Raw genomic sequence first — 25,189 nt, 5'->3', positions numbered from 1 at the left:
ACCGGCAGGCTTCAACCGGCAGGCTTCGACGGGGGACTATCTAGAACAGTTCCGGGCCCTGGGGGAGCCGGATGCCGACGAAAACCGCCGGCCTGTCACCCGGGGGCGCTTCAGCGCAGGCGCGCGGGCGCCTCGGGCGGGGCGAGGGGGGTGCGCCGGCTCAGGCCCTTGTGGACGTGGACCATCAGGGCGATGCCGAACAGCGGCGTGAGGAGGTTGAGGACCGGCACCACCATCAGGCCGGCGAGCAACGCGCCGGCCGTGAGGGTGGTCGGCCCGTAATGGCGGCGCATGGCCCCGGCCTCGTCCATGGGCCGGAAGCGCCCGGCGGCGAGCTCGAAATACTCGCGCGAGAGCAGGTAGGCGTTGGCGCCGAAGAACGCCACGAGGTTCACGCCCGGCACGAAGAACAGGATCAGGGCGACGAGGTTCACCAGGAGGGCGAGGCCGGCGAAGCGCACGGCGTAGAGCATCGCCCGGCCGAGCGGCAGGGCGGTGCCCGGCGGATCGTGGGGAAAGTCCGTGCGCTCGACGATCTCGGCCGCGTCGTCGAGGAAGAAGCCGGCCACCAGGATCGAGATGGCCGGCATCACGTAGGCGAGCCCCACGAACAGGCCGGCCCCGGCGAAGAACACCGCCAGGGTGTCGAGGAACGGATAGTCCACCGAGAGGTGGTGCTGGGACAGGAACCAGTTGATCGCCCGGGTGAGCCCGGCCCAGACCACGATGAGCAGGCCGACGGTCAGCCCGAGGGACTTCCACAGGATCGCCCGCAGGGGCGGCGAGAAGACCTGCCGGAGGGCGGCGAAGGCGGCCTTGAACAGCATGACCGTGTCTCGAATCCCGTCTTCGTGTCGGCTCGTCCGGCGCGGGCGCCGTTCCCGCACGCACGTCCCGAAGGTTCTGCCGGCACGGTTCTGGCGGCGCGGGCGGGTGGATGCAAGGGTGCCGCCGCACACGGTCCGCGTCCGGCAGCCTTAGGCCGCCCTGCGCGTTCGTCCCCGGAGCCCAGCCGGAACCGACGCCATGCGTGCCTTCCTCGCCGTCCTGATCCTCGCGGCCACGATGTCCGCGAGCGCGCATGAGGCCGTGGGCACCCATGAGGCCGTGGGCACCCATGAGGCCGTGGGCACCCATGAGCGCCTGGGGGCAGGGGGGCCGGAGGGGTCAGGCACCTGGCGGGCCGCCGCGCCGGCCCCCGCCCCGCGCTCGGAGGTGGCCGTCGCCGCGCTGGCGGGCCTCGCCTACGTGATCGGCGACTACAACGGGGCCACCGGCCTCCTCATCCACGATCCGGCCACCGGCGCATGGCGGACGGGGGCGGCGTTCCCGACGCCGATCCACCACGCCATGGCGGCGGGGTTCGGGGACCGGGTCTACGTCTTCGGCGGCTACGGCGCAGGCTGGCGGGCGAGCGACCGGGTCTGGGCCTACGATCCGAAGGCCGATGCCTGGAGCCCGCGCGCGCCGATGCCGAGCGCCCGGGCGGCAGGGGGCGCGGTGGCGATCGGCGACCGCATCCACGTGGTCGGCGGCAGCGTCTCGGGCGGCGGCAACGCGGCCGGCCATGCGGTCTACGACCCGGCGCGCGACCGCTGGACCGAGGCCGCCGCCCTGCCGACCCGGCGCGACCACCTCGCCGTCCAGGCCGTGGACGGCCGCCTCGTCGCCATCGGCGGGCGGATCGACGGCGACCCCGCCCGCAACCGCACCGTGACCGAGATCTACGACCCGGCCGCCGACGCCTGGCGCACGGGGGCGCCGATGCCGACGGCCCGGAGCGGGGCCGCGGCGGCGGTGCTCGGCGGACGGATCTTCGTCATGGGCGGCGAATCGGACGCCCGCACCTTCGGCGCCGTCGAGGCCTACGATCCGGCGCGGGATGTCTGGACCCGGCACGCCCCCCTGCCCACCCCGCGCCACGGCTTCGGCGCCATCGTGGCGAATGGGCGCATCCACACCCTGGTGGGCAGCCCGAAACCGGGGGGCGACCGCTCGAGCCTCGTCGAGGTCCTCGACCTCGGCGACGGGGCGCGGCGCTGACGCTGCGCGTTGCCGCGCATCGCCGGCCTCTGATAGGCCGACAGCCGAGCGAGCCCCGGACCCGACCATGCGCAGACCCGAGCACGACAGCCTGCCGCCCAGCATCGCGCCGCGCCTCGCGCCCCTGCCGGCCGCCGCGGAGGTGATCGTCATCGGCGCAGGGGCGGCCGGGATCGCGGCGGCGCGGGCGCTGACGCAGGCCGGGGTCGCGGTGGCGGTGCTGGAAGCGCGCGGCCGGGTCGGCGGGCGGGTGGCAACGGCCGCCCTGCGCGGCCACGCCGTAGATCTCGGCGCCCACTGGCTCCATGCGGGGCCGATCAATCCCCTCGTGCGCCTCGGCGAGGCCCGCGGCGAGCCCCTGCGGATCGCCGCGCAGGCGAGCCATGTCCGGGTCGGACGCCGCGCCGGCCGTCCGTCCGAAGCGGCCGCCCTCGGGCGCGCCTTCGCGGCGGCCGATCGGGCCATGAGCGACGGTGCGGCGCGCGGCGGACCGGACCGCCCCGCCGCCGGCGCCCTGCCGCCGGGGCTCGGCCCCTGGGGCCGCCGGGTGGAACTGGTGCACGGCCTCGTCTCGGGCCGGCCCCTCGACGCGGTCTCGCTGCAGGACTTCCCCAGCATGGAGTACGGCGACAACCGCTTCATCGCCGGCGGCTACGGCGGCTACCTCGCCCGCCTCGCCCAGGGGTTGCCCATCGCCCTCGACAGCCCGGTGACGGGGATCGACTGGGCCGGGTCGGGGGTGCGCGTCGCCCTGGCGGATGGCGGCGTCCGCACGGCCCGCGCCGTGATCGTGACGATTCCCACCATGATCCTGCGGGACGCGACCCTGTTCACCCCGGCCCTGCCGCCGGCCGTGGCCGCGGCCATCGCGGGGTTCTCCGTCGGCATCTACGAGCACGCGGTGCTGCACTGGCCGTCCTGCCCGTTCCGGGGCGCCGACCGCCTCGCCAGCCTCGTCGGCGGGCCTTTTCCGGTTCCGGGGCTTCTCACCCGCATCGACGGCACGCCGTTCCACTACTTCGAGCTCGACGCGCCCATGGCGGCGTCCCTCGACGCGCGCCGCGCCGGCCCGGACGGGGTGCGGCGGTTGGTCCGGAGGGCGCTGGAACAGCATTTCGGCGCCCGCGCCCTGCACGACCTGTCGATCCCGGTGGTCAGCGAATGGCGCCACGACCCCTGGTCGCGCGGCTCCTGGGCGGTGGTGCCGCCGGGCCATGCCGGCGCCCGCTTGAGCCTGCACGCCCCCGTGGGCGAGCGGATCTGGTTCGCCGGCGAGGCCCTGTCGCGCCTGCAATGGGGGACCGCCGGGGGCGCCTACGCCGAGGGCCTGCGCGCGGGCGCGGAGGTCGCCGCGATGGTGCGCGGCGGGGCGGCGCCGGATCGCGCCGCAGACATCGCGTGACTTGCTCCGCGTGACTCGCGGGCCGTGCCTTGCGCCCCGTCGCGGCTCGGACGGATTGGTCAGCTGCGTTCGGGCCGCGTCGGCGGCGGGTCGCCCGCCCCCTCGCGCAGGGCATCCTCCAGGCGGACCAGCGCCGTCGCGATCCGGTGCGGCAGGTCCGTGCCGTCGGCCAGGGGAAACGCGTCGGCCAGGGCACGGTCGACGCCCGTCCGGAACGGGCTCCGATGGCCCGGCCCGGAGCGGGGCGTCCAGATACGGGATGCGGACGCTGTCATCGTGCTCGGGCTCACTTGCAGGCTACAGGCCAGGCTATTTGCGCTTCAGGACGTCTCGCAGCGGAAACGAGGCCCGCACGACGCGGTCCTCGTCCGTAATCTCGAAGACCTGACCGTTCACTTCCTCGCCAGCCCGAAGCTTCGAGGAGAGAATGTCGCGCGCGGCCAGCAGAGCTTCATGACAGGCAGCCTCGACATCGGGCAGGAGGCTTCCTTCCTCGTCTTCGATGAGACAGTCACCATCACGGATGTTGATGAAGAAGCGCGGCATGTCCGACCAACGCAGGAGATGCTGCGGTGTTGCCGTACGATAGCGTCCCGGCTTCGTTTAAGATCGATCGCAGGGTCTTCCCGTGCGGTGAGCCCGCCTCCTGTGCGCTGGAAAAGCCTATGCGGCGACGCGCGCGTCCGTGATTTCGTCGGAGAAGATCGCCTGGAAGCGGTGGGGCAGGGTTGCGATGAGGCCGCCGATCTCGGCGCTCGGGCGGCCCGGACTGAACAGGAAGCCCTGGATGTCGTCGCAGTGGCGCGCCCGCAGCATGGCCGCCTGCTCGACGGTCTCGACGCCCTCGGCCGTGACGGTGATGGACAGCTTGGCCGCGAGCGTCAGGATCGCCTCGATGATCGCCAGGCATTCGTGCCGGGTGCCCATCTCGTTGATGAACGAGCGGTCGATCTTGATCTTGTCGACGGGGAACCGGATCAGGTAGCTCAGGGACGAGTAGCCGGTGCCGAAATCGTCGAGCGCGATGCGCACGCCGAGCCCGCGCAGTTCCTTCAGGTTCGACACGGTGGTGCCGTTCATCTCGAAGAACACCGACTCGGTGATCTCGAGTTCGAGGCGGTCGGGCGCGAGGCCGCTGGCCTCCAGGGCCTGGAACACGTCGAGGACGAAATCGGCGTGCCGGAACTGCGTCGGCGAGATGTTGACGGCGATGCGGATCGGCTCGGGCCACCGCGCCGCCTCCCGGCAGGCCTCGTGCAGCACCCAATGCCCGATCACCGCGATGAGGCCCGAGGCCTCGGCGACGGGAATGAAGTCGGCCGGCGAGACCGGGCCGCCGGGATTGCGGGTCCAGCGCAGGAGGGCCTCGAAGCCGCGGACCTCCCCCCGGGCGAGGCCGACGAGGGGCTGGTAGTGCAGGCTCAGCTCACCCTGGGCGATGGCGCGCTTGAGGTCGACTTCGAGGTCCCGGCGCTTCAGCACCGACGCTTCGAGATCGGGGGTGAATTCCGACACCTCGCCTCGGCCGGCGGCCTTGGCCCGGTAGAGGGCGAGGTCCGCCCGGCCCAGCAGGGCCTCGGGCGTCGTGGCATCGTTCGGGGCCAGCGCGATCCCGATGCTCACCCCGATCTCCACCTGCACGCCGTCGATGAGGTAGGGGAGGCTCACCTGCCCGATCACCGTGCGGGCGAGGGCGAAGGCATCGTCCGCGTCGGCGCAGGGATGCAGGATGGCGAACTCGTCGCCCCCGAGGCGCGCGACGAGGTCGCCGGGCCGGGCGAGGGCGCTCAGCCGCGTGGCGACGCCGGTCAGCAGCGCATCGCCGAGGGCATGGCCGAAGGTGTCGTTGACGATCTTGAATCCGTCGAGGTCGAGGTAGAGCAGGGCACAGGGCTGGCCCGTCCGCTCCGCGCGCTCGCATTCCATCGAGGCGAGATCCTGGAACAGGGCCCGGTTGGCGAGGCCCGTCAGGGAATCGTAGCTCGCCAGGTAGGCGATCCGGGCCTCGGACTGGCGCGCGACGGTGATGTCGACGCCGATCCCGCGAAAACCGAGAAAACCGCCCGACCGGTCGTAGAGCGGCTTGCCGCTCAGCCGCCACCATTGCGGCGTCCCGCCGAGGGTCACCTCGACGACGCGCTCGCGGAACGCCTGGCGCCCGGCCACGAGGGCGACGAGTTCCGCGGCGGCGGCGCCCGGGGCGGCCGTGGACATCTCCGCGTCGCGGAACAGCGTCTCGAACGGGGCGTCCCGGAGCCGCGTCGGGGATCTTCCCGAAATCTCGCCGAGGCGCTGCGAAACGTTCTGCAACCGGCCGTCGGGATCGGTTTCCCACAGCCACTCGCTGGCATTCTCGGTGAAATCGTTGAGGAGGAGGCCGATGGTCTCGTTCTGCTCGGCGACCCGGACGCGATCGACGATGCGCCCCATGGACACGTGCGCCATCCGTCTGGCGGTGAACAGGATGAAGCCGGCGTAGATCACGAACAGGACCGCGAGGACGCGGGCGACGTCGTCGCCGCGCGCCGCCAGCGCGAGGAATCCGCCGATGACCACGGGCACGGCGAACAGGGTCGCCACATGGCGGATCGGTCCGAGGGCATAGGCGGTCGCCATCAGCCCGGCGCACACGGCGACCACGTAGGTGCCGTGGTCGGGATCGGCCCGTACGAACAGGGCCATCGGCATCGTCGCCCAGGCGAGGCCGAGGCACAGGGCGAGGAGCCGGACGGTCGTCTGCCCCTTCTCGACGCGCGCCGCGGACGACGCTTCGCGGCGATAGAGGGAGGCGCCGGCGATGAAGGCGGCGGAGGGTAGGACGACGCCGGCGCACAGGGCGAGCAGGTAGGCGTCGGAGGCCTTGTTCCAGAACAGCAGCAGGACCGTGGCGACGACGACCACGTGCGTCAGGCCGATATGCACGCTGAGGTGAAGCGTTTCCTCGAGCTGCCCCGTCGCGGTCGCGATCCTGTACCGGGCGGACGCCGCGTCCCGTGCCGCAGGGGCGTCGAAGCCGGCGGCCTCGAAGGTCGCGTCCCGGCTCCGCGCCGAGACGCCGGTGGCGAGACCGGTGACGGCCGCCCGGAGGGTGGCCCCGCGGTGCGACAACGCGCGTGAGCCCGGAGTGGGACTTGAACTCGAAGTGCGACTTGAGCCCGAGATGGGACTTACGCCCGAAGTGGGACTTGAGCCCGAAGTGGGACTTGGCATTCGGAAGGTCCCGTTTCCGTTCAGCGTCCACCCTCCGCCGGAAAGGGACGGTGCACCCTGCGCGCGAGTCCTTTGAAGGATCGTTAAGCGCCCGCTTCGGTGAACGGAACGCCATCGGACGCGATCGCCGCACGAGCCCGAGCCCGGATGGATCGCGGCCGCCTGCCCCGCGGGTCGACCTCGCGGCGATCCACGGCGGGGCGGCGCTGGTACGAGTCGGTTCCGGGCGGGAACGCCGACGAAAAACGGCGCCTGACGACTAAAAATGTTCTTCTTGAAGAACACTTGCGCGGAGAACGAACTTGCTCCCGATGCCGGTGTGCGGAAAACGACCTTTTCCGTCTCCCCCGAAGCTTGACCCAAACATGGGAATTCCCATCTCCCGGAGCCTTGTCCCCGGGAAACGGTACGGGCAGGCTGGTTGACATCGTTCGTTATATAGAACGAAAACCTTGCCGTGGACCGGACGACCCGTGATCGGCTCCGGGATCCAGAACGGCCCGTTATCAAGAGGCGACAGATGTCGAGCGAGACCCACCAGACCCGAAGCCGTCGAAGCCTGGCTCTGTCCGCCTGCCTCGCCACCGCCCTGCTGCTGGCCGGGCCCGTCTTCCTGACGGGACCTGTCTCCCCGGCGGGACCCGCTCGCGCCGACAGCGAATTGCTCAACGTCTCCTACGATCCGACCCGCGAGCTCTACAAGGACATCAACGCCGCGTTCAGTGCCGACTGGAAGGCCAAGACCGGCGAGACCGTGACCGTGCGCGCCTCGCATGGCGGCTCCGGCTCCCAGGCCCGCACGGTGATCGACGGCATCCCGGCCGACGTGGTGACCCTCGGCATCCCCTCCGACATCGATGCCATTTCCCGGCTGTCGAAGAAGATTCCCGCCGACTGGCGCACGAAGCTGCCCAACGCCGGCCTGCCCTACACCTCGACGGTGGTGTTCCTCGTGCGCAAGGGCAATCCGAAGGGCGTCAAGGACTGGGGCGACCTCGTCAAGCCCGACGTCAAGGTCATCACCCCCAACCCGAAGACCTCGGCCGGCGGCCGCTGGAACTTCCTCGCCGCCTGGGGCTACGCCTACGAGAAGGACGGCAAGGACGTCGACAAGGCCAACGCCTTCGTGGGCGAGCTCTACAAGAACGTCCCCGTCCTCGACACGGGCGCCCGCGGCTCCACGGTGACCTTCGCCCAGCGCGGCCTCGGCGACGTGCTGCCGACCTGGGAGAACGAGGCCTACCTCGTGTTCGAGGAATTCGGCCGCGACAAGTTCGACGTGGTGGTGCCGCCGACCTCGATCTACGCCGAGCCGCCCGTCGCCCTCGTGGACGCCAACGTCGACAAGAAGGGAACCCGCAAGCAGGCGGAAGCTTACCTGCAGTTCCTCTACTCGGATGCCGCCCAGGCGATCTTCGCCAAGCACCATTACCGGCCCCTCAACCGCGCCGCCGCCAAGCCCGAGCATCTCGCAGAGCTGCCCGAGCTGAAGCTGTTCAAGATCGAGGATCTGCAGGGCAACTGGGACGATATCCAGAAGAAGAACTTCGACAACGGCGGCCTGTTCGACCAGCTGAGCAAGGCCGGGCGGTAACCGCTCCTTCTTCCCTGAACCGGCTTCGCCCAACGGGCCTGGCCTGAACAGGGGCCCCTCCTCCCCGCCCGCCGGGGAGGAGACCTCTCGAGACGCCCGGACGAGCCCATGGCCTCCCCACCCCTCCGCCCGCGACGGCGCTTCCGCCAACCGAGCGTCATTCCCGGCTTCGGCCTGACGCTGGGCTACACCCTCACCTGCCTCAGCCTCATCGTGCTGCTGCCGCTAGCCGCCCTGGTGGTGCGCGCCTCCGGGCTCGGGCTCTCGGGGATCTGGGAGGTCGCCACCGATCCGCGCGTGGCCTCGGCGCTCCGCGTCAGCTTCGGCATCTCGGCCCTGGCGGCGCTCACCGCCTCGCTCTTCGGCTTCCTCGTCGCCTGGGTGCTGACGCGCTACGACTTTCCCGGCCGCAGGCTCGTCGACGCGGTGGTGGACCTGCCCTTCGCCCTGCCCACCGCCGTCGCGGGCATCGCGCTGGCTTCCCTCTATGCGCCGAACGGCCTCGTCGGCGAGCAACTGGCGAAGCTCGGCATCCAGGCCGCCTACACTCCGGTGGGCATCTACATCGCCATGGTATTCATCGGCCTTCCGTTCGCCGTGCGGACGGTGCAGCCCCTCATCGTCGAGATCGACAAGGAGATCGAGGAGGCCTCGGCCACCCTCGGGGCGGGCCGCTTCCACACCCTGACCCGGGTGGTGCTGCCGCCCCTGATCCCGGCCGTGCTGACGGGCTTCGCCCTCGCCTTCGCGCGGGGCGTCGGCGAGTACGGCTCGATCATCTTCATCGCCGGCAACCTGCCCTACGTCTCCGAGATCGCGCCGCTCCTCATCGTCATCAAGCTCTCGGAATTCGATTACGGCGGCGCCTGCGCCATCGCGACGATCATGCTCGGCATCTCGTTCGTGACCCTGCTCGCCATCAACCTCATCCAGGCCTGGAGCCGCAGGAGATTCGGCTATGTCTGAGATCGCAACCGACCTGCCGAGGCAGCAGCCGGCCAGCGTCGTCACCGAGGGCGGCCTCGTGCGCGGCCTCCTCATCGCCGTGGCGATCGTCTTCCTCGCCCTGTTCCTGGTGCTGCCCCTGGCGACGGTGTTCGTCCAGGCCTTCGCAAAGGGCTGGGACGCCTATCTAGCCGCCTTCCACGAGGCCGACGCCCACGCGGCCATCCGCCTGACCCTGATCACGGCCGCCATCGCCGTACCGTTCAACCTCGTCTTCGGCGTCGTGGCCTCGTGGGCCATCGCCAAGTTCGAGTTCCGGGGCAAGAACCTGCTCATCACCCTCATCGACCTGCCGTTCTCGGTCTCGCCGGTGGTCTCGGGGCTGATCTACGTCCTCGTCTTCGGCTCCCAGGGGCTGATCGGGCCGTGGCTGATCGAGCACGACATCCAGATCATCTTCGCGGTGCCCGGCATCGTGCTGGCGACGATCTTCGTCACCTTTCCGTTCGTCGCCCGCCAGCTCATCCCGCTCATGCAGGAGCAGGGCACCGCCGAGGAGGAGGCCGCGTTGACCCTGGGCGCGTCCGGCTGGCACGCCTTCCGGACGGTGACGCTGCCCAACATCCGCTGGGGGCTCCTCTACAGCGTGCTCCTCTGCAACGCCCGCGCGATGGGTGAATTCGGCGCAGTCTCGGTGGTCTCGGGCCACATCCGGGGCCTCACCAACACGCTGCCGCTCCACGTGGAGATCCTCTACAATGAGTACAACTTCGTTGCCTCTTTCGCCGTCGCCTCCCTCCTTGCCGGTCTCGCTCTTGTCACCCTCGGCCTCAAATCCCTCCTCGAATGGCGCTACGCCGGCGACATCGCGGCGTCCGGCCGCCGGCACTGAACCGGTGAAGGGCTCCACCGCCATCCGGGTCGAGAACCTGTCGAAGACCTTCGACACGGCCGCGGTCCTGCACGACCTCTCCCTCGACGTGCGGGCGGGCGAATTGTTGGCGCTCCTCGGGCCCTCGGGCTCGGGCAAGACCACGCTGCTGCGCATCATCGCGGGCCTCGACTTCCCCGACCGCGGCCGCATCGTGTTCGGCGCCGAGGACGCGACGCGGCTCCCCGTGCAGCAGCGGGCCGTCGGCTTCGTGTTCCAGCACTACGCCCTGTTCAAGCACATGAGCGTCGCCGACAACATCGCCTACGGGCTGAATGCTCGGAAACGCGCCGACCGACCCAGCAAAGTCGAGATCAAGCGCCGGGTCGGCGATCTCCTCGATCTCATCAAGCTGTCGGGCTTCGCCGACCGCTATCCCTCCCAGCTCTCGGGCGGCCAGCGCCAGCGCATCGCGCTCGCCCGGGCGCTCGCCGTCGAGCCCCGGGTGCTGCTCCTCGACGAGCCGTTCGGCGCCCTCGACGCGCAAGTCCGAAAAGATCTGCGGCGCTGGCTGCGCGAGATCCACGACCGCACCGGCCAGACCACGATCTTCGTCACCCACGATCAGGACGAGGCCCTCGAACTCTCCGACCGGGTCGCTGTCCTGTCGCGAGGGCGCCTGGAGCAGATCGGGACGCCCGACGAGGTGCAGGAGGCGCCGGTCTCGGCCACCGTCCTGAAGTTCCTCGGCGACACCATCGAGGTCGAGGCCATCGCCCAGGGCGGCCAGGTCCGGGTCGACGGCCGGCTCACCCCCGTGGCGGCGCCCCCCGGCCTCGTCGGCCCGGTCAAGCTCTACGCCCGTCCCTGGCAGCTCCAGTTCGCGGAAAGCCACGAGGCGCACCTGCACGGCACCGTGCGCTCGTCCTACCGCAGCCAGGGCCGCCAGCGCATCGAGGTCGACCGCCCCGAGGGCAAGACCGTGGTGGTGGAGGCCTCCGACACCGCCCGCCTGCCCGCCGGCCGCCCCGTCGGCCTGCGCATCCTCGCCGGGCACGTCTTCGCCGGCTGACCGGGGTTCCGGACACGACGGCGACCCCCTCGGAAGGTCCGAGGGGGTCGCATGGCATCACCGGGTCCGTCCGCGGGGACGGGATCAGGCGGCCGAGATGTCGACCTGGATGTTGCCGCGGGTGGCGTGCGAGTACGGGCACACCACGTCGGCGCGCTTCACGAGATCCTGCGCCACGGCTGGGTCGACGCCCGGCAGGGTCGCCTTGAGGGTGACCACGAGGCCGAAGCCCGTGCCGTCGTCGCGCTTGCCGATGCCGACGGTGGACTCGACCTTCGAATCCTCGGCGATCTTCACCTTGTCCTGGGCGGCCACGAACTTGATCGCGCCGAGGAAGCAGGCGGCGTAGCCGGCTGCGAAGAGCTGCTCCGGATTGGCGCCGGGGGCGCCGTTGCCGCCGAGCTCCTTCGGGGTGGTGAGCGTCACGTCGACGGCCCCATTGTCGCTGGCGGCGGAGCCCTCGCGGCCGCCGGTGGCGTGGGCGCGTGCGGTGTAGAGTGCCTGCATGATCGGTCTCCTCGTTGGGCTGATGGCCGTGACGGCACGCCAATTCGATTGCGCGCAATCTATTTTTCATGTCGCACAAATATCGATTGCGCGCAACCCGGTTGCGGTGCCGCGACGGTCGATTGTGCGCAATATGAGTTCCGCCTAAGATGGGCGCTCGTCGCGCCCTGGGGAAAGGGCGGCACCGGGAACCGGTTCCGTCCCCACCAACGGTGCGATGGGTCACGCATGGAAATGGAAAGTCGCCGCATGTCCGGCCGAGAGGATGTCCCGCTCTCTCTAGAAGTCCCGGCGGCCCCGTCCGCGGCGCAGAGCCTCGACGGGCAATTGTGCTTTGCCGTCTACGCGGCGGCGCACGCCTTCGGCCGGGCTTACCGCGCGCTCCTCGCCGCCCACGACCTGACCTACCCGCAATACCTCGTGCTCCTCGTGCTGTGGGAGCAGGAGGGCGTGACGGTCAAGGAGATCGGCACCCGTCTGTTCCTCGATTCGGGCACCCTGACGCCGCTACTCAAGCGCCTGGAGGCGTCGGGCCATGTCCGCCGCGCCCGCGACCGGGCCGACGAGCGCCAGGTGAGCATCTTCCTCACGGAGAAGGGCCGGGACCTGAAGGGCCGGATGGACTGCGTGCCGCACGAGGCCGGCGGCCTCACCGGCCTCGATCTCGATGGGCGCCGGGCGCTCCTCGACGTCCTGGTGACCCTGCGCGGCGCCCTGCACGAGCGCCTGGGCGAAGGCGAGGGAACGTCCGCCGCCCCCGGCCGGGCGCGACCCGAGACGCGGGCCGGCAAAGGAAAAGCCGCCCCCGCGGGGGCGGGGACGGCTTCCTGACGATCTGCCTCGGCGAACCGACCCGCCGGTGGCGGGCCGGGCTCGGGATTTGGATTTGGTCTCGGATCAGGACTTGGTCTCGGATCAGGACTTGGTCTCGGATCAGGACTTGGTCTTGAGGTAGGCGATGATGTCGTCGACCTTCTTCGGGTCCTTGACGCCGGGGAAGACCATCTTGGTGCCGGGGATCTTCTTCTTCGGGTCGGTCAGCCACTCGTGCAGGTTGGCCTCGTCCCAGGTGATGCCGGAGCCCTTCATGGCCGCCGAGAAGGCGTAGCCGTCGGCACCTTCGCCGGCCTTCGCGCCGACGACACCCTTCAGGGTCGGGCCGACGCCGTTCTTCTCGAAGTTGTGGCAGGCCTTGCAGGGGGCGAACGCCTTCTCGCCGGCGGCCGCATCGCCTTCGGCGTGGGCGGAGAGAGGGAGCACGAGCGCGAGGGCGACGCCGAGGATGAGATGACGCATTCTTGTTTCCTCCTGAGGGGCGGTTTTGGGCCACCCCGGCTTATGGCAGAGCTTGGTCCTTTAGAACAGATCAAGGGTGAAAACGTTCCAGTCCGTCCGATGGCGTCTGCGGCGAAACGAAGCTTCGCCGGGCCGGCGCCGTCGACCCGTCCCCGACCCCGGCGCGAAGCCCCTGGGAAGGGCGTGGCTTTGGCTGTAGCGTCGTCCCTCGAAGACTGCTCCGACCGCATCGCCGGTCTACGCCGTCCAAGCTGAGCGTGGGCTGAAGACCCGGCGCCGACCGTCCCCGAGGAACGCCCGAAGGACCCGAGATGACCATCGCCTTTCCCGTGCCGGATGCCGGCATCGTCGCCCGCCGCGACGCGATCATCGAAGGGCTGCGCCCCCTGGTGGCGGCCGAGGCCCTGGTGACCACCGAGGACGAGCGCCGCGCCTTCGAGACCGACGGGCTGACGGCCTATCGCAAAATGCCGCTCGCCGTGGTCCTGCCCTCCACCACCGCAGAGGTCTCGGCCGTGATGGCGTATTGCCACGCCAACGGCGTGCGGGTGGTGCCGCGCGGCGCCGGCACCTCGCTCGCCGGCGGTGCCATCGCCCAGGAAGACGCCATCATCCTCGGGGTGGCCAAGATGAACCGCATCCTCGACATCAGCTACGAGAACCGCACGGCGCGGGTGGAATCCGGCATCACCAACCTGGCCATCTCGGGGGCGGTCTCCCACGAGGGCTTCTTCTACGCCCCCGACCCGTCGAGCCAGCTCGCCTGCACCATCGCGGGCAACATCGCGATGAATTCCGGCGGGGCGCATTGCCTCAAATACGGAGTCACCACCAACAACCTTCTCGGCGTCACCCTGGTGATGAACGACGGCACCGTGGTGGAGATCGGCGGCGAGCACCTCGATTCCGGCGGCTACGACCTGCTCGGCCTCGTCTGCGGCTCGGAAGGGCAGCTCGGCATCGTCACGGAGGCCACCGTCCGCATCCTGCGCGGTGCCGAGGGCGCGCGCCCGGCGCTTCTGGGCTTCGCCTCCGTGGAGGATGCGGGCGCCTGCACCGCCGCCATCATCGCCGCCGGCATCATCCCGGTGGCGATGGAGTACATGGACCGCGAGGCGATCCTCATCACGGAGGATTTCGCCCAGGCTGGTTACCCGCGCGACGCCGAGGCCATGCTGATCATCGAGGTCGAGGGCTCGGACGCCGAGTGCGAGGCCATGCTCGCCCGCATCGTCGCCATCGCGGAGGATTTCCGCCCGACGAGCCTGCGGGTGTCGAAGTCGGAGGGCGAGTCCGCCGCCATCTGGAAGGGCCGCAAGTCCGCCTTTGGTGCCACGGGCCGCATCTCCGACTACATCTGCATGGACGGCACCATTCCCACCGGCCAGCTGCCCCTGGTGCTCGAGCGCATCGGCGCCATCTGCGCCGGCCACGGCCTGCGGGTCGCCAACGTGTTCCATGCCGGCGACGGCAACCTCCACCCCTTGATCCTGTTCGACATCAACAAGCCGGGCGAACTCCAGAAGGCCGAGGCCGCGGGCGACGCCATCCTCAAGCTCTGCGTCGAGGTCGGCGGCTGCCTCACGGGGGAACACGGCGTCGGCATCGAGAAGCGCGAGCTCATGCGCTTCCAGTACGGACAAGCCGATCTCGACCAGCAGATGCGGGTGAAGAACGTGTTCGACCCCGGCTGGCTCATGAACCCCGCCAAGGTGTTCCCCCTGGAAGGCCGCGTCGCGGCCTGACCCCGATTTGACTTCTCGCAGGCCGCGTCGCGGCCTGACCCCTTTCTGAGTTTGTCGACGGGCCGCATTGCGGCGTGAACGAAGTGAGCGGCGTCCCGGAACGGGGTGGAGCGTGACGGTGTTTCATCCTCCGCAATCGTGGAGGATCACCATGCGGATCGTTTCGACCCTGTCGGCCGTCGCCCTCGCCACCCTGGTGAGCGCCGGCGCGGCCGAGGCCAAGGGCTGCATCAAGGGCGCGATCATCGGCGGCCTCGCCGGCCATTACCTCGCCGAGCGCGGCGTCGTCGGTGCCGTGGCGGGCTGTCTCGGCGGGCGCTATCTCGCCAACCGCAAGGCCCGGCGCGAGCGCGAGATCGACTACGGCTCCCGCGTCCAGCAGCGCGGCGGCGGCTACAACCAGCGCAGCTACAGCTACTGAGCGTCACGGCCGGCCATCGCGCCGCCTTGCCGTGCTCGTGCCAGGAATCGCTCGCGGCCGGAGAGACGTGGAATGCTTCGGCCGGGCGGCTTCGCCGGGCCGGGCGCCGCCGTCTCCCGACGGGCCTGGATGGCTGCGCGCGGCGGAAACCTGACGCATCCCGCGCCTCCGGGCGGGGGCATCGCGGCTGGCCGTGAGCGCACGGGCCGTATCGCCAACTGGCCTGAGAGCCGACCGACGAGGCGCCGGGCTTGGCCCTCTCGGGTCGAAACGGCGTCCCTCTCCCAAGGCCCTTCGACTGCACGTGGAACCGCCGGAACGGCTCGCCCGCTGCCTCGTCGACGCGGTCATGCCGCCCGGCCGCCTCGTCCCGGCGCAGACGCGCCGCTTCGTCATAGGGGGCGGCTCGGATCGAAGCCGGATGCGCGCGGAACGTGTCTCCCGGCTATCGGATCGGCCGGTTTCCACGGCGCGGTCGGGCGCCCCCGGCCGGCTCGCCGTAGGACCTCGTCGGGTGATCTGGCTGTCGAAGGTCGAGACGTTGCCCCAGTACAGGGCCGGGTGAGCGTTGAAGACCCGGAGGCCGCTCGTGCGCAGGGCCAGAAGGCACACCGCATCGACCCACTGCGTGATGCGGACGACCACGGGATGCCTGTACATCCTTCGGCGACGCTCGACGTCGCCGATCCCGGACGTAGAGCGGGTCGGTTGCGAGCCAAACGGTCTTCTTCGAAGTCGTGGCCGTCGGGGTGGAGGCCCCTGCGTCGGGACCTCCGAAAGCGTCGCGTATTCGAGATCACATGCCGCGGTTCATCATCCGGTTCTTCATCATGCGGCGCTTCATCATGTTCTTCCGCATCATGCGCTTCTTCATCATCATCCGCTCACTGCGGTCCATGCGGACCTGGGTGACGCCGCTCTCGGACTGAAGGCCGTTGACGGACATCGGGGCGGCCGTGGCCGAACCGGCGGCGAGGGCGATGCCGCCGAGGGCGGTCAAGGCGGTCAGCGCAAGGGTGAACGTCTTCATGTGTGATCTCCTGTGGAGGTGAACATCTTATCCAACCCACGAGACAACAGCATGATTGTATCGTTGTTCCCGAAAGAACGAAGAATTACTTTCCGATACTCTGATGATCTTGCAAGAGTCATCCCGCGCTCACATCAAGGCTTTTGCCTGGGCGCGATCCTATCCTCTCGCGTCGGTACGGAACGGGTCGGCGCGAAGTTTCAGGTCATCCACCAGGACGCCGCGGAGTCGGATCTCGACCCCGGACGAGCCGACGGTGTCGACCCGACGAGATCGGGGCCGCCCGCATCGGGGCTCACCCTTTCAGCAAAGGCGGCCCCTCTCCCGCTCACGGGCGAAGGCCCGCCGATGTGGCGCCGCTGCCCCCCTCACGATCGACGCACGACCGCTTCCGGCGGATGGCGGAGAGCGGCTTATCCGGCAAAGTCGGGTCGGGGGCTGGCTGGCCGCTCTGCGACTGGGTCGGGTGGTTTCCTGCCTGTCTGCTTTCCATTCCATTTCGTAGGAAGCTGCCATTCGACGAGCTTCCAACAAATCTGGACTTGAATCGGCTCAATCAACTTTCAGCAAGCGCATTTCGATGCAGCCGATGCATGTAAACTCATTGAGGAATGCAGGGCCTCTACAACGCCGACCAACCTCATACGCCATGTGCAGCTTCACGCCTCGGGCCTTCACCGGCCAAGCTGTCACAACCCAAGATTTTGCATAGGCCATGGACCTCAAAGTGGGTCAACTCCACAGCCCCAACAGCCCATACCAAAGGGTGGACCACTTCAGCAGGTGCGGCTCACTGCGACCTCGATAGCCTCGATGGCTATCTGCAGGAAAAGAGTCGATCTTCTTAAGCAGAGGCGATCTTCAAAAACGGAAATCGATTTTGCCAAAATATCCCGGCACGACGTTCTTATTCTGCCTAAATCGCCAACTGGATTGGAAGAATTGTTGCTTGTGCGCAACGCATTCAACGCTTCTCAAGCTGCGACCAGTTTGATTTCTTAGAATGGCCTTTCCGAACTTTATGAAGTCGTACGTTTCTGTCATGACAGGACAACGTGCTCGGCCGCTTTGAAAATATCTATCTAACGGGTTTTGTGATGAATATTGAATGAGATCTCGTCTCTGAAGCGCGTTTATTTGAAGCGATGAGTACAAATCAGTTTATTTAATAATCAAAAATCTGGGAGGACATCACTATGGCTTTGCCGCTCGTATTCCGTAACACCGTATTCCAGACTGGCTTTGCTGGAACGGATGATGGCGCACCGTCTGCAACATTTCAGGTCGATGACGCTACGACCAGTCCTTTGACTGTAAATGGAACGGTCAATGCAGTCGGAGACCCCATTACAGTTACTGGAACTCTGCCAGGATCTACGACTCCTTCCACTTCGACGTTCTACGCGACCCAGTACGACAATGGATCTATGGTCCAGTTCACCAGTTCGCAAACGGGTACCGGTGCAGGGTCGACCCGCTTGATCCTCTCAAATTCCCAGGTGTTTGGATCTGGATCGGCAACCAGAACGCGCTTCACGGCCGACTCGAACGGCGCCTTGGGTGATTATGTAGCGCCCGTCTGCTTCACGACCGGCACGCTGATCCGTACGACGCGCGGCGAAGTAGCTGTCGAGAATATGCGCGTTGGCGACCTCGCCGTGACCGTCTCCGGCGTTGCGCGCGCGGTCATCTGGATTGGACACCGCGAACTCAAGGGCACCGGCCAGCCGCTGCTCCATGATCAGCAGCCGATCCGGGTGCGCGCCGGTGCATTCGGCCTTGGTTTGCCCGCCCGGGATCTCCGTCTGTCAGCGGGTCATCCCGTCCTCGTCGGGGCGGATAGCGAAAACGAGAGCGGCGTGCTCGTACCGATCATGTGCTTGATCAACGGCACCACCATCGTCCGCGAGCCGGCCACGAGCGTCACCTACTGGCACGTCGAGCTCGAGACCCACGACATCCTGCTCGCCGAAGGTCTGCCGGCCGAGAGCTACATCGACGGGGGCGACCGCCCGTTCTTTGTCGACGGCTCCGACCACGCCCTGCACAACCCCGACTTCGTAGCACCAGGCCTGGCTGGCCGCTGCCGTCCGGTGGCGGTCGACGGTCCCCTCGTCGAGGCGGAGCGGGCGCGGCTCGATACGGTCTTCGCGGCGGAACTGAGCGCGCACAGTGCTTGGGACGCACGCGACGGGCTCGCAGCACTCGTCGCCTGAGCCGAAGGACGCCGGAGTTGCAAGGGAGCTGAGACGCGGACGTGCGACCCGGCTCCCTCTCACTCGACGCCTTCCTGTCACGCCGGGCCTCTGACAGGCGCTTAGCCCGGCTGACGCACGACATCGGTCTTCCCGAAGGGCGCGGCCTTGAGTTCGGCCCGTCCAACAACCCGACGCCGCTGCCCGACGGGCTTCGCATCACTTACGTCGACCGCGATCTCGATGCGGGAGCCGGCCAACCTGGGACGGCGCCGATCGACCGCGCTTGGAGCAACTCGGGTGCCCTCGTCGATGTGCTCGGCCGGGACGGCTACGACTTCGCCATTGCTAGTCAGGTTGGCCATTACGTACCCGACCTGCTCGGGTGGCTGCGCGGCATCCACACGGCGTTGCGCCCGGGCGGGGTGCTTAACCTGTCCCTGCCGGACAAGCGCTTTACCTGCGACGCTACACGGCCGGTGAGCACCTTGGCCGAACTGGTCGAGGCGGACCTAATGGGCCTGACGCGACCGAGTCCACGGCAGGTGTTCGCCCACGCCTCCGAGGTCCGATCGATCACACCCGAACAAATTTGGAATGGCGAGGATGCTGCGCATGCGCCGCGCATGGCCGGCGATGCAGGCCTGGTGCACGCCCGCGCGGAGGCGGCTCGGGCGCAGTCCGGAGCTTACGTGCCCGCCCATTGTTGGGTGGTAACGTCGCGTTCGTTTCTTGACTTGGTCGCGGGAGCGACACGACTCGGGCTGTTACCGTTTGTCATGAACCGGGTGTCGGGGGTCGAGCCAGGCGGCTTCGAGTTCTTCGTCTCCATGCGCCGGGATCGGGAGACCGATCCAGACACACTGCGCAGGTTGCAGGAGGGCGGAATCAATTACCTACGCAACGAACTTGAGCGACATCGCACGACCGCCGCGCTGCTTGGAAGCGACGCGACTTAGAGCGTCGAACAGAGATGGCGCACACCACAGAAGAGTGCGTCAAGCGGATTTACCGGACGGCCGAAGAACGACGGCTTCCAGGAAGAGACGTGGATGGTCCGGGCGTCTGGCATGGGTCGACATCCGCCGGTCCGCTCTTCGCCTGGGTGGCGTGGGGTATGGCCGAGCTGCGTTCGGACGGCCGTGCGGAGAAGCGGGCGTTTCCCCGGGCATCCAGCCGTCGGACCCGCCGGTGGGGACGCCCTCCTCCTCGCCTGAGCGCGGGACCCCGACGGATCGCACCGACGGAGGGGACGGCGCTCCTGCGCCGAGCCGCCCTCGCGGTGCCCCCGTCCCACCGGACGGTGGGACGGGCTGTCTACCGGCCGTTCGTCGGTCAGGCGGCCCTCCCTCAGGCAGCCATGGGCCCGTAACGCCGGTGGCCCTTCACGTCGTACCGGTCGAGCATCATCACCTTGTCCCAGACCGCCACGAAATCCGCCACGAACCGGCTCTGGCCGTCGCTGCCCGCATAGGCATCGGCGATGTTGCGCAGCTGCGCGTTCGATCCGAACACGAGATCGTTGCGCGTCGCCTCGAACTTCGCCTGGCGGGTTTCGCGGTCCTTGAGCGTGAAGGCCGTCCCGGCCGCGTCCGTCTTCTCCCAAACCAGGTTCGTGTCGGTCAGGGTCCGGAAGAAGTCCGTCGTCAGCACGCCGACCCGGTCCGTGAAGATGCCCCGGTTCGACCCGTCGTGATTGGCGTTGAGAGCACGCAGGCCGCCCGTCAGCACCACCCATTCGGGGGCGGTCAGCGTCAGCAGGTTGGCCTTGTCGAGGAACATCTCCTCCGGCGCCAAACGCTGCGCCATCGCGTCGAACCCGTCGTCGACGTAGTTGCGGAAGCCGTCCACGACGGGCTTCAGCCACGTGAACATCTCGATGTCGGTCAGCGCCTGCGTGGTGTCGACCCGGCCGGGCGTGAACGGCACCCGCGTCGCGACCCCGGCATCCCCAGCCGCCTTCTCCACGGCGACGCAGCCGGCGAGCACGATGAGGTCGGCGAGCGAAACCTGCTTGCCGTCGCTGCGGCCGCCGTTGAACGTGGTCATGACGCCGCGGAGCGCCTCGACCACCGGCGCGGCCCGGCGGTTCACCGCCCAATCCTTCTGGGGGCTCAGGGCGAGGCGGCCACCGTTGGCGCCCCCGCGCTTGTCGCTGTCGCGGTAGGTCGAGGCCGCCGAGAAGGCCGTGAAGGCGAGGTCCGAGACCGAGAGGTTCGTGGCCAGGATCGCCTGCTTCAGGGCGGCGATCTCGGGCTCGCCGATGGGGCTGTAGGCGGCCTCCGGAATCGGGTCCTGCCACAGCAGGCCGTCCTCGAGGGTCGCCTCCGGGCCGAGGTAGCGGTGCCTGGGCCCCATGTCGCGGTGGGTGAGCTTGTACCATGCCTTGGAGAAGGCCTGCGTGAAGGCGTCGAAGTCGCCCAGGAACTTCTCGCAGACCTTGCGGTACGCCGGGTCGACCTTCAGGGCGATGTCGGAGGTCATCATCATCAGGGGATGCATCTGTCCGGCGACATGGGCGTCGGGGGTCTTCGGCGCGTTCGGATCCTTCGGGGTCCATTGCAGGGCGCCGGCCGGGCTCTTGGTCTGCTCCCAGTCGAACTTGAAGAGGTTCTCCAGGTAGGCGTTGTCCCACCGGGTCGGATCGGGGGTCCAGCTGCCCTCGATGCCGTTGGTCATGGTGTCCTTGCCCGAGCCGGTGCCCTTCGGGTTGTTCCAGCCCAGCCCCATCGCCTCCATGGGCGCCATCTCCGGCGGCGGCCCGATCTCCTTGGCGGGGGTCATGCCGTGGCTCTTGCCGAAGGCATGGCCGCCGGCGATGAGCGCCACGGTCTCCTCGTCGTTCATGGCCATGCGGGTGAACGTCGTCCGGATGTCGTTGGCCGAGCCCTGCGGGTCGCCGTTCGCGTAGGGCCCTTCCGGGTTCACGTAGATCAGCGCCTGGTGGGAGGCGGCGAGGGGGTTCTCCAGGTCGTAATCGGCGTCGCCGTTCCGGCCCCGCCAGCGCTGGTCGCGGTTGACCATCTCGTCGAAGCTCGAGACCGTACCCATCTCGACGACCTCCGGCCCCCAGTAGGTGGCGTTGTCCGCCTCCCAGGCGTCGAGGCGCCCGCCGGCGAACCCGTAGGTCGGCAGACCCATGATCTCCAGGGCGCAATTGCCGGTGAGCACCATCAGGTCGGCCCAGGACAGCGCGTTGCCGTACTTGTGCTTGATCGGCTGCAGCAGGCGACGCGACTTGTCGGTGTTGCCGTTGTCCCACCAGCTCGAGATCGGCGCGAACCGCTGCATCCCGGTGCCGGCACCGCCGCGCCCGTCCGCGATGCGGTAGGTGCCGGCCGAGTGCCAGGCCATGCGGACCATCTGCGGGCCGTAATTGCCGTAATCGGACGGCCACCACGCCACCGACGAGGTCAGGAACTGCTTGATGTCGCCCTTGAGGGCGTCGAGGTCGATGCTCCCGAAGGCGGCGGCATAATCGAAATCCGGCCCGAGCGGATCGGCCGCGAGCCCGTTCTGATGCAGGAGTTCGACCCTCAGGCGGTGCGGATACCAGTTCTCCAGGGCCGGACGGGTGCCGAGCGCCCCGCCGATGCGGTCACCTCCGAACGGGCACTTGCCCTCCATCGGGTACGAGTCGGTGTTGGTCTTGTCCGTCGTCATCTCGTTCATCAACGTTTCCCTCGGCGCAGGGCCGGTGCCACCGGACGGATCGGGCCGTCGCCGGCGCCGTGAGGCGTGCGATCCCCCATGCGAAAGCAACTCTTGCGCGACCCGACACTGCCAGCGAAATCAGGCGTCTTTAACAAAAATCAAGGCGTCTCCGGTTCCCATCCGTGTCGGACGTCCGCCGAACGCCTCCGACCAAGCCGCACGTTCGCGTGAGCCAGAGGCGCTCATGCGCGACGCTGATCGGGGGCGATCGGGACGGCGATGTCCGGGCGGACTTCGCCATCGACCTGGTCGGCGTCCGGAACCGCACCGCCATCGACTTCGTGTTCTGAGGGACCGCCCGGGGTTCCTCGACGGCCGTACCCGGAGCCGACCTCGTTGGCCGGCTTCAGGGAACGGACGCAGCGGCCTCCGCCTCCACCCGCGCGGCGATCCACAGCACGTGGCGGCGGCCGCCCGGATGGGCGGGGAAGCGGATCTCTTCCACGGAAAAGCCGCAGCGCTTCAGCCGCGCCTTGAAGCGGCGGTCCGGGCTGCCCGACCACACCGCCAGGAGGCCGCCGGGCCGCAGGGCATAATGCGCCCGCCTCAACCCCCAGACATCGTAGAGCCGGTCGTTGGAGCGCCGGGTCATGCCCTTCGGGCCGTTGTCGACGTCGAGGAGGATCGCGTCGTACCGCGCCGGGCCCGACTGGATCAGGCGGTTCACGTCCGCTTCGACGAGTCTGACCCGGGGGTCGTCGAGGCTGGCCCCGTGCAGGTGCGCGAGGATGCCCCGCGCCCAGGCGACGACGCCGGGCACGAGTTCGGCGACCACCACTTCGGCCCGGGGGCCCAGCACGTCGAGGGCGGCCCGCAGGGTGAAACCCATGCCGAGGCCGCCGATGAGGATGCGTGGGGCCGGCCTCTCCGCCAGCCGCCCGCACGGGAGGGTGGCGAGCGCCTGCTCCGATCCGCGATCCTGATCGGTCATCAGTTCGGCCGTGCCGACCTGGATCGAGTAGGCCTCGCCCCAGCGGCGCAGGTGCAGGGTCTCCCGCCCACCGGGAATCGGGGTGCTGTCGAGATCGACCCAGGCCGTCACGGTCGTGTCTCCGCCAAAGCCCCTAAGCCGGTTTTGCACGCATGGTCTCCGGTTCTGCGTCGATACTGTGCGTCATCGACGAGGCCTGGATCAGTTCGCGTCGGCGTGCAAGCGCGAACGAATTCAGGATCAGAACCCAACCTGGCCGATTGTCCCAAGGGCTGCTCGCGATCCAACTTCGTCAAAGAGAAGCTTTCACGTCGATTTAGAGAGCGGACACTCAGCAGCGGGGAGAGACCGGTGGAGCACAATTTTTTTGCCGTTCGGATTTGTCTCTGGCGGCAAGTTGCCACTATGTAAATCATCAACTGACCGAACGCGTCAGCCCGAGTTCCGTCATGAACAAGGTAACTAGCTTCTTGAATTCGTCGGGCTTGCCATAGAGTGGCTCATGCTGAAGCCGGACAAATTGACCCGAAATTTCTAGGAGGAATGTCGGAAAACCATGCAAGCCGAACCGGCGCATCATCCCACGTGAATCTTCGATGTGTTCGGCAACGAATGCTGACGCATATCGCTTGCGGAACGCGCTTTCATCCAGCCCGATGCTTTGAGCAAGTTCAGCAAGGGTATCCGGATCGACGACACGTCGCCCATGAACGTAGTGGGCCCTTTGGATCGCGGCGATCATTGGGAAAGCCTTGTCCTTTGCTATCGCTTCCGCAGCCATCACCGCCGCGATTGTCGGCGGCGAGTGCCAAATCGCGTCGGGATGGTCGAGAAGATCGTCGAGATAGGCCGGGCCGAACACCTGACCCGTCAGGTCGTGAATGCGCGCATCAGCGACCCGAACCTGCTTGCGCTTCGCTTCCGGCAACCGGACTGGTTCCGGGATCAAACCTCCGCCGTGAAGTTCGATCCGCAGGTCGGCGATCTGCCGGGCAATCTCGATGAGCGGCTCCGAGGCGTAACACCAGCCACACAGCGGATCGTAGAAATAGTGGAGGATGGGGTCTGACCTTCGTCCATCCTCATGGATCGTCGTCGTGGGGTCCATGGCGTATGCTGCCTCTGTCTGTTTCTGAAAGAAGTCGCCCCCCGGCCCCTACATGCGAGCATGCGCCGGGAGGATGACCTGCGGGGCTGCTATGCGGCTCGGATCAGGGTGGGTGCCACCCGCCGCAGGATCGTCAGACCGTCTTCAGGGGCTTGCCCCGCAAGAAGACGAATGTCCTGAGACACTTCGGCATAAAGACCCCGCCGAACAGCCTCGGCCATGCCAACCATGCCCTCAACCAAGAACGGCGGCAGACCGGCGGCCGTAAGCCCCGCCGCATACGCTTCAGGGGAACAATCATCGTGCGGGATCGTGCGGCCAACCGACTCCGACAAGGCTGTGGCAACCTCGGCGTAGGAGTGGGCGGCCGGCCCAGTCAGCGTGTAGATCCCTGCCGTGTGTTCCTCCGATGCGAGAAGGGCGGACAGCGCTCCGGCGAGATCGGCACGGGTTGCGAACGCCACCCGTCCATCCCCTGTTGGCATCGAGAGCTTCCCCGTCGCGAGGGCTCCCTTCGCGAACAGCAGGTTCAATTCAGCGTAAGCCGTGTGGCGCGCAATCGTGTACGGGACCCCGCTCTCGGCGAGGCAAGCCTCCGTGTCGCGATGGACAGCCGTGAACGAGAAAGGCGAGTCCGGCACCGCGGCATCCAGAACACTCGTATAGACGATCCGCTGCACGCCAGCGCGCTTGGCGCCATCGATTGCATTACGCTGCTGCTGCCGCCGTACTTCGACCGGAGCGTTGCCGGAAATGATCAAGGCCGTGCGAGCGCCGTCGAACACGCGCGCCATGGCATCGCTGTCGGAGTAGTCGGCGTTGCCCCGGATGGTTACGCCATCTGCGACAAGGTCAGCGGCCTTGTCCCCATCGCGAACGCTCGCCACGAAGCTCGTCGGATCGACACGCTTGCGCAGCGCAGCGACGACCGCTCTTCCCAACTGGCCATTTCCACCGGTGACGACGATCATGCTAATGTTTCCTCAGCACTAGGCTCCGGACCCATAAATTTGGCTTGTCAGGAGTGTCCGTGATTCCTTTGTGACGAAGGAGGATCGGATGGACGAGTTTTGGCTGACGGACGCACTTTGGCTGACGGACGCAC

The 25,189-nt window shown here is 68.2% G+C and carries 23 protein-coding genes; 12 read left to right on the top strand and 11 right to left on the bottom strand.

What is annotated here, in order from left to right:
* Positions 1–110: 110 nt before the first annotated feature.
* Positions 111–827: a sulfate transporter family protein gene (locus tag ASF52_RS12530; protein ID WP_056172332.1), complete on the bottom strand. Its 717-nt coding sequence runs from the start codon at positions 825–827 to the stop codon at positions 111–113.
* A gap of 199 nt (positions 828–1,026) precedes the next feature.
* Between ASF52_RS12530 and ASF52_RS12525 the strand changes: the two genes are divergently transcribed.
* Positions 1,027–2,043: a Kelch repeat-containing protein gene (locus ASF52_RS12525; protein WP_056172329.1), complete on the top strand. Its 1,017-nt coding sequence runs from the start codon at positions 1,027–1,029 to the stop codon at positions 2,041–2,043.
* A 67-nt stretch (positions 2,044–2,110) separates the two neighbouring features.
* A complete protein-coding gene (locus tag ASF52_RS12520; protein WP_056172327.1) occupies positions 2,111–3,445 on the top strand; it encodes a flavin monoamine oxidase family protein in 1,335 nt (444 codons plus the stop codon).
* 59 nt (positions 3,446–3,504) lie between these two features.
* On the opposite strand, the gene ASF52_RS12515 is transcribed toward ASF52_RS12520, so the two are convergent.
* The 3 genes from ASF52_RS12515 to ASF52_RS12505 all read right to left on the bottom strand — a co-directional run bounded on the left by ASF52_RS12515 (position 3,505) and on the right by ASF52_RS12505 (position 6,553).
* Positions 3,505–3,720, bottom strand: coding sequence for a hypothetical protein (locus ASF52_RS12515; protein WP_056172325.1), 216 nt, complete (start codon positions 3,718–3,720; stop codon positions 3,505–3,507).
* 34 nt (positions 3,721–3,754) lie between these two features.
* Positions 3,755–3,991, bottom strand: a complete 237-nt coding sequence (locus ASF52_RS12510) for a DUF6894 family protein (protein ID WP_056172321.1) — start codon at positions 3,989–3,991, stop codon at positions 3,755–3,757.
* A 117-nt stretch (positions 3,992–4,108) separates the two neighbouring features.
* Positions 4,109–6,553: a putative bifunctional diguanylate cyclase/phosphodiesterase gene (locus tag ASF52_RS12505; protein WP_056172319.1), complete on the bottom strand. Its 2,445-nt coding sequence runs from the start codon at positions 6,551–6,553 to the stop codon at positions 4,109–4,111.
* Between the two features lie 622 nt (positions 6,554–7,175).
* On the opposite strand from ASF52_RS12505, the gene ASF52_RS12500 reads away from it, so the two are divergent.
* The 4 genes from ASF52_RS12500 to ASF52_RS12485 all read left to right on the top strand — a co-directional run bounded on the left by ASF52_RS12500 (position 7,176) and on the right by ASF52_RS12485 (position 11,137).
* Positions 7,176–8,249, top strand: coding sequence for a sulfate ABC transporter substrate-binding protein (locus ASF52_RS12500; protein WP_056172316.1), 1,074 nt, complete (start codon positions 7,176–7,178; stop codon positions 8,247–8,249).
* Between the two features lie 108 nt (positions 8,250–8,357).
* Complete coding sequence (gene cysT, locus ASF52_RS12495) at positions 8,358–9,215, top strand: sulfate ABC transporter permease subunit CysT (RefSeq protein ID WP_056172313.1); 858 nt, start codon at positions 8,358–8,360, stop codon at positions 9,213–9,215.
* Positions 9,208–10,086: a sulfate ABC transporter permease subunit CysW gene (cysW, locus tag ASF52_RS12490; RefSeq protein ID WP_056172310.1), complete on the top strand. Its 879-nt coding sequence runs from the start codon at positions 9,208–9,210 to the stop codon at positions 10,084–10,086. The genes cysT and cysW overlap by 8 nt, the downstream gene beginning before the upstream one ends.
* Before the next feature lie 4 nt (positions 10,087–10,090).
* Positions 10,091–11,137, top strand: coding sequence for a sulfate/molybdate ABC transporter ATP-binding protein (locus ASF52_RS12485; RefSeq protein WP_056172309.1), 1,047 nt, complete (start codon positions 10,091–10,093; stop codon positions 11,135–11,137).
* Between the two features lie 84 nt (positions 11,138–11,221).
* Here ASF52_RS12485 and ASF52_RS12480 read toward each other — a convergent pair whose 3' ends face one another.
* Positions 11,222–11,644: an organic hydroperoxide resistance protein gene (locus ASF52_RS12480; protein WP_056172306.1), complete on the bottom strand. Its 423-nt coding sequence runs from the start codon at positions 11,642–11,644 to the stop codon at positions 11,222–11,224.
* A 249-nt stretch (positions 11,645–11,893) separates the two neighbouring features.
* On the opposite strand from ASF52_RS12480, the gene ASF52_RS23500 reads away from it, so the two are divergent.
* On the top strand, positions 11,894–12,475 hold the full coding sequence (locus ASF52_RS23500; protein ID WP_082479069.1) for a MarR family winged helix-turn-helix transcriptional regulator: 582 nt from the start codon (positions 11,894–11,896) through the stop codon (positions 12,473–12,475).
* 102 nt (positions 12,476–12,577) lie between these two features.
* Here ASF52_RS23500 and ASF52_RS12470 read toward each other — a convergent pair whose 3' ends face one another.
* A complete protein-coding gene (locus ASF52_RS12470) occupies positions 12,578–12,940 on the bottom strand; it encodes a c-type cytochrome (protein ID WP_056089739.1) in 363 nt (120 codons plus the stop codon).
* 311 nt (positions 12,941–13,251) lie between these two features.
* Here ASF52_RS12470 and ASF52_RS12465 point away from each other — a divergent pair, with 311 nt between their 5' ends.
* Positions 13,252–14,685, top strand: a complete 1,434-nt coding sequence (locus ASF52_RS12465; RefSeq protein ID WP_056172303.1) for an FAD-linked oxidase C-terminal domain-containing protein — start codon at positions 13,252–13,254, stop codon at positions 14,683–14,685.
* A gap of 151 nt (positions 14,686–14,836) precedes the next feature.
* A complete protein-coding gene (locus ASF52_RS12460) occupies positions 14,837–15,106 on the top strand; it encodes a hypothetical protein (protein ID WP_056172301.1) in 270 nt (89 codons plus the stop codon).
* A 796-nt stretch (positions 15,107–15,902) separates the two neighbouring features.
* Here ASF52_RS12460 and ASF52_RS12455 read toward each other — a convergent pair.
* The gene (locus ASF52_RS12455) at positions 15,903–16,136 is read right to left on the bottom strand and encodes a hypothetical protein (RefSeq protein WP_056172298.1); all 234 of its coding nucleotides are present in this window, start codon (positions 16,134–16,136) and stop codon (positions 15,903–15,905) included.
* Positions 16,137–17,563: 1,427 nt separating this feature from the next.
* On the opposite strand from ASF52_RS12455, the gene ASF52_RS12450 reads away from it, so the two are divergent.
* Together ASF52_RS12450 and ASF52_RS12445 are read left to right on the top strand one after the other, a co-directional pair.
* Positions 17,564–18,352, top strand: coding sequence for a Hint domain-containing protein (locus tag ASF52_RS12450; protein WP_244473804.1), 789 nt, complete (start codon positions 17,564–17,566; stop codon positions 18,350–18,352).
* Between the two features lie 41 nt (positions 18,353–18,393).
* Complete coding sequence (locus ASF52_RS12445; protein WP_056172294.1) at positions 18,394–19,290, top strand: methyltransferase domain-containing protein; 897 nt, start codon at positions 18,394–18,396, stop codon at positions 19,288–19,290.
* 391 nt (positions 19,291–19,681) lie between these two features.
* On the opposite strand, the gene katG is transcribed toward ASF52_RS12445, so the two are convergent.
* Positions 19,682–22,003, bottom strand: coding sequence for a catalase/peroxidase HPI (gene katG, locus ASF52_RS12440; protein WP_056172292.1), 2,322 nt, complete (start codon positions 22,001–22,003; stop codon positions 19,682–19,684).
* Between the two features lie 209 nt (positions 22,004–22,212).
* Here katG and ASF52_RS23495 point away from each other — a divergent pair, with 209 nt between their 5' ends.
* Entirely contained in the window at positions 22,213–22,335 is a 123-nt protein-coding gene (locus ASF52_RS23495; RefSeq protein WP_274533794.1) for a hypothetical protein, read from the top strand.
* Between the two features lie 56 nt (positions 22,336–22,391).
* Here ASF52_RS23495 and ASF52_RS12435 read toward each other — a convergent pair whose 3' ends face one another.
* The 3 genes from ASF52_RS12435 to ASF52_RS12425 all read right to left on the bottom strand — a co-directional run bounded on the left by ASF52_RS12435 (position 22,392) and on the right by ASF52_RS12425 (position 25,055).
* On the bottom strand, positions 22,392–23,087 hold the full coding sequence (locus ASF52_RS12435; protein WP_056172290.1) for a spermidine synthase: 696 nt from the start codon (positions 23,085–23,087) through the stop codon (positions 22,392–22,394).
* A 304-nt stretch (positions 23,088–23,391) separates the two neighbouring features.
* The gene (locus tag ASF52_RS12430) at positions 23,392–24,084 is read right to left on the bottom strand and encodes a DsbA family protein (RefSeq protein WP_056172288.1); all 693 of its coding nucleotides are present in this window, start codon (positions 24,082–24,084) and stop codon (positions 23,392–23,394) included.
* 89 nt (positions 24,085–24,173) lie between these two features.
* Positions 24,174–25,055 (bottom strand): NAD(P)H-binding protein, encoded by an 882-nt coding sequence (locus ASF52_RS12425; protein WP_056172285.1) that lies wholly within the window; start codon positions 25,053–25,055, stop codon positions 24,174–24,176.
* Positions 25,056–25,189: the final 134 nt, after the last annotated feature.

Source organism: Methylobacterium sp. Leaf112 (assembly GCF_001423295.1).
Taxonomy (GTDB): domain Bacteria; phylum Pseudomonadota; class Alphaproteobacteria; order Rhizobiales; family Beijerinckiaceae; genus Methylobacterium.
This window is presented reverse-complemented; position numbering and strand designations above follow the sequence as displayed.

Bases quoted from the DNA above. Each gene is read 5' to 3' on its own strand.
- ASF52_RS12455 (WP_056172298.1), bottom strand. From the start codon at position 16,136: ATGAAGACGTTCACCCTTGCGCTGACCGCCTTGACCGCCCTCGGCGGC.
- ASF52_RS12430 (WP_056172288.1), bottom strand. From the start codon at position 24,084: ATGGACCCCACGACGACGATCCATGAGGATGGACGAAGGTCAGACCCC.
- ASF52_RS12450 (WP_244473804.1), top strand. From the start codon at position 17,564: ATGGTCCAGTTCACCAGTTCGCAAACGGGTACCGGTGCAGGGTCGACC.
- ASF52_RS12525 (WP_056172329.1), top strand. From the start codon at position 1,027: ATGCGTGCCTTCCTCGCCGTCCTGATCCTCGCGGCCACGATGTCCGCG.
- katG (WP_056172292.1), bottom strand. From the start codon at position 22,003: ATGAACGAGATGACGACGGACAAGACCAACACCGACTCGTACCCGATG.
- ASF52_RS12480 (WP_056172306.1), bottom strand. From the start codon at position 11,644: ATGCAGGCACTCTACACCGCACGCGCCCACGCCACCGGCGGCCGCGAG.
- ASF52_RS12520 (WP_056172327.1), top strand. From the start codon at position 2,111: ATGCGCAGACCCGAGCACGACAGCCTGCCGCCCAGCATCGCGCCGCGC.
- cysT (WP_056172313.1), top strand. From the start codon at position 8,358: ATGGCCTCCCCACCCCTCCGCCCGCGACGGCGCTTCCGCCAACCGAGC.
- ASF52_RS12470 (WP_056089739.1), bottom strand. From the start codon at position 12,940: ATGCGTCATCTCATCCTCGGCGTCGCCCTCGCGCTCGTGCTCCCTCTC.
- ASF52_RS12515 (WP_056172325.1), bottom strand. From the start codon at position 3,720: ATGACAGCGTCCGCATCCCGTATCTGGACGCCCCGCTCCGGGCCGGGC.
- ASF52_RS12460 (WP_056172301.1), top strand. From the start codon at position 14,837: ATGCGGATCGTTTCGACCCTGTCGGCCGTCGCCCTCGCCACCCTGGTG.
- ASF52_RS23500 (WP_082479069.1), top strand. From the start codon at position 11,894: ATGTCCGGCCGAGAGGATGTCCCGCTCTCTCTAGAAGTCCCGGCGGCC.
- cysW (WP_056172310.1), top strand. From the start codon at position 9,208: ATGTCTGAGATCGCAACCGACCTGCCGAGGCAGCAGCCGGCCAGCGTC.
- ASF52_RS12425 (WP_056172285.1), bottom strand. From the start codon at position 25,055: ATGATCGTCGTCACCGGTGGAAATGGCCAGTTGGGAAGAGCGGTCGTC.
- ASF52_RS12465 (WP_056172303.1), top strand. From the start codon at position 13,252: ATGACCATCGCCTTTCCCGTGCCGGATGCCGGCATCGTCGCCCGCCGC.
- ASF52_RS12510 (WP_056172321.1), bottom strand. From the start codon at position 3,991: ATGCCGCGCTTCTTCATCAACATCCGTGATGGTGACTGTCTCATCGAA.
- ASF52_RS12500 (WP_056172316.1), top strand. From the start codon at position 7,176: ATGTCGAGCGAGACCCACCAGACCCGAAGCCGTCGAAGCCTGGCTCTG.
- ASF52_RS12530 (WP_056172332.1), bottom strand. From the start codon at position 827: ATGCTGTTCAAGGCCGCCTTCGCCGCCCTCCGGCAGGTCTTCTCGCCG.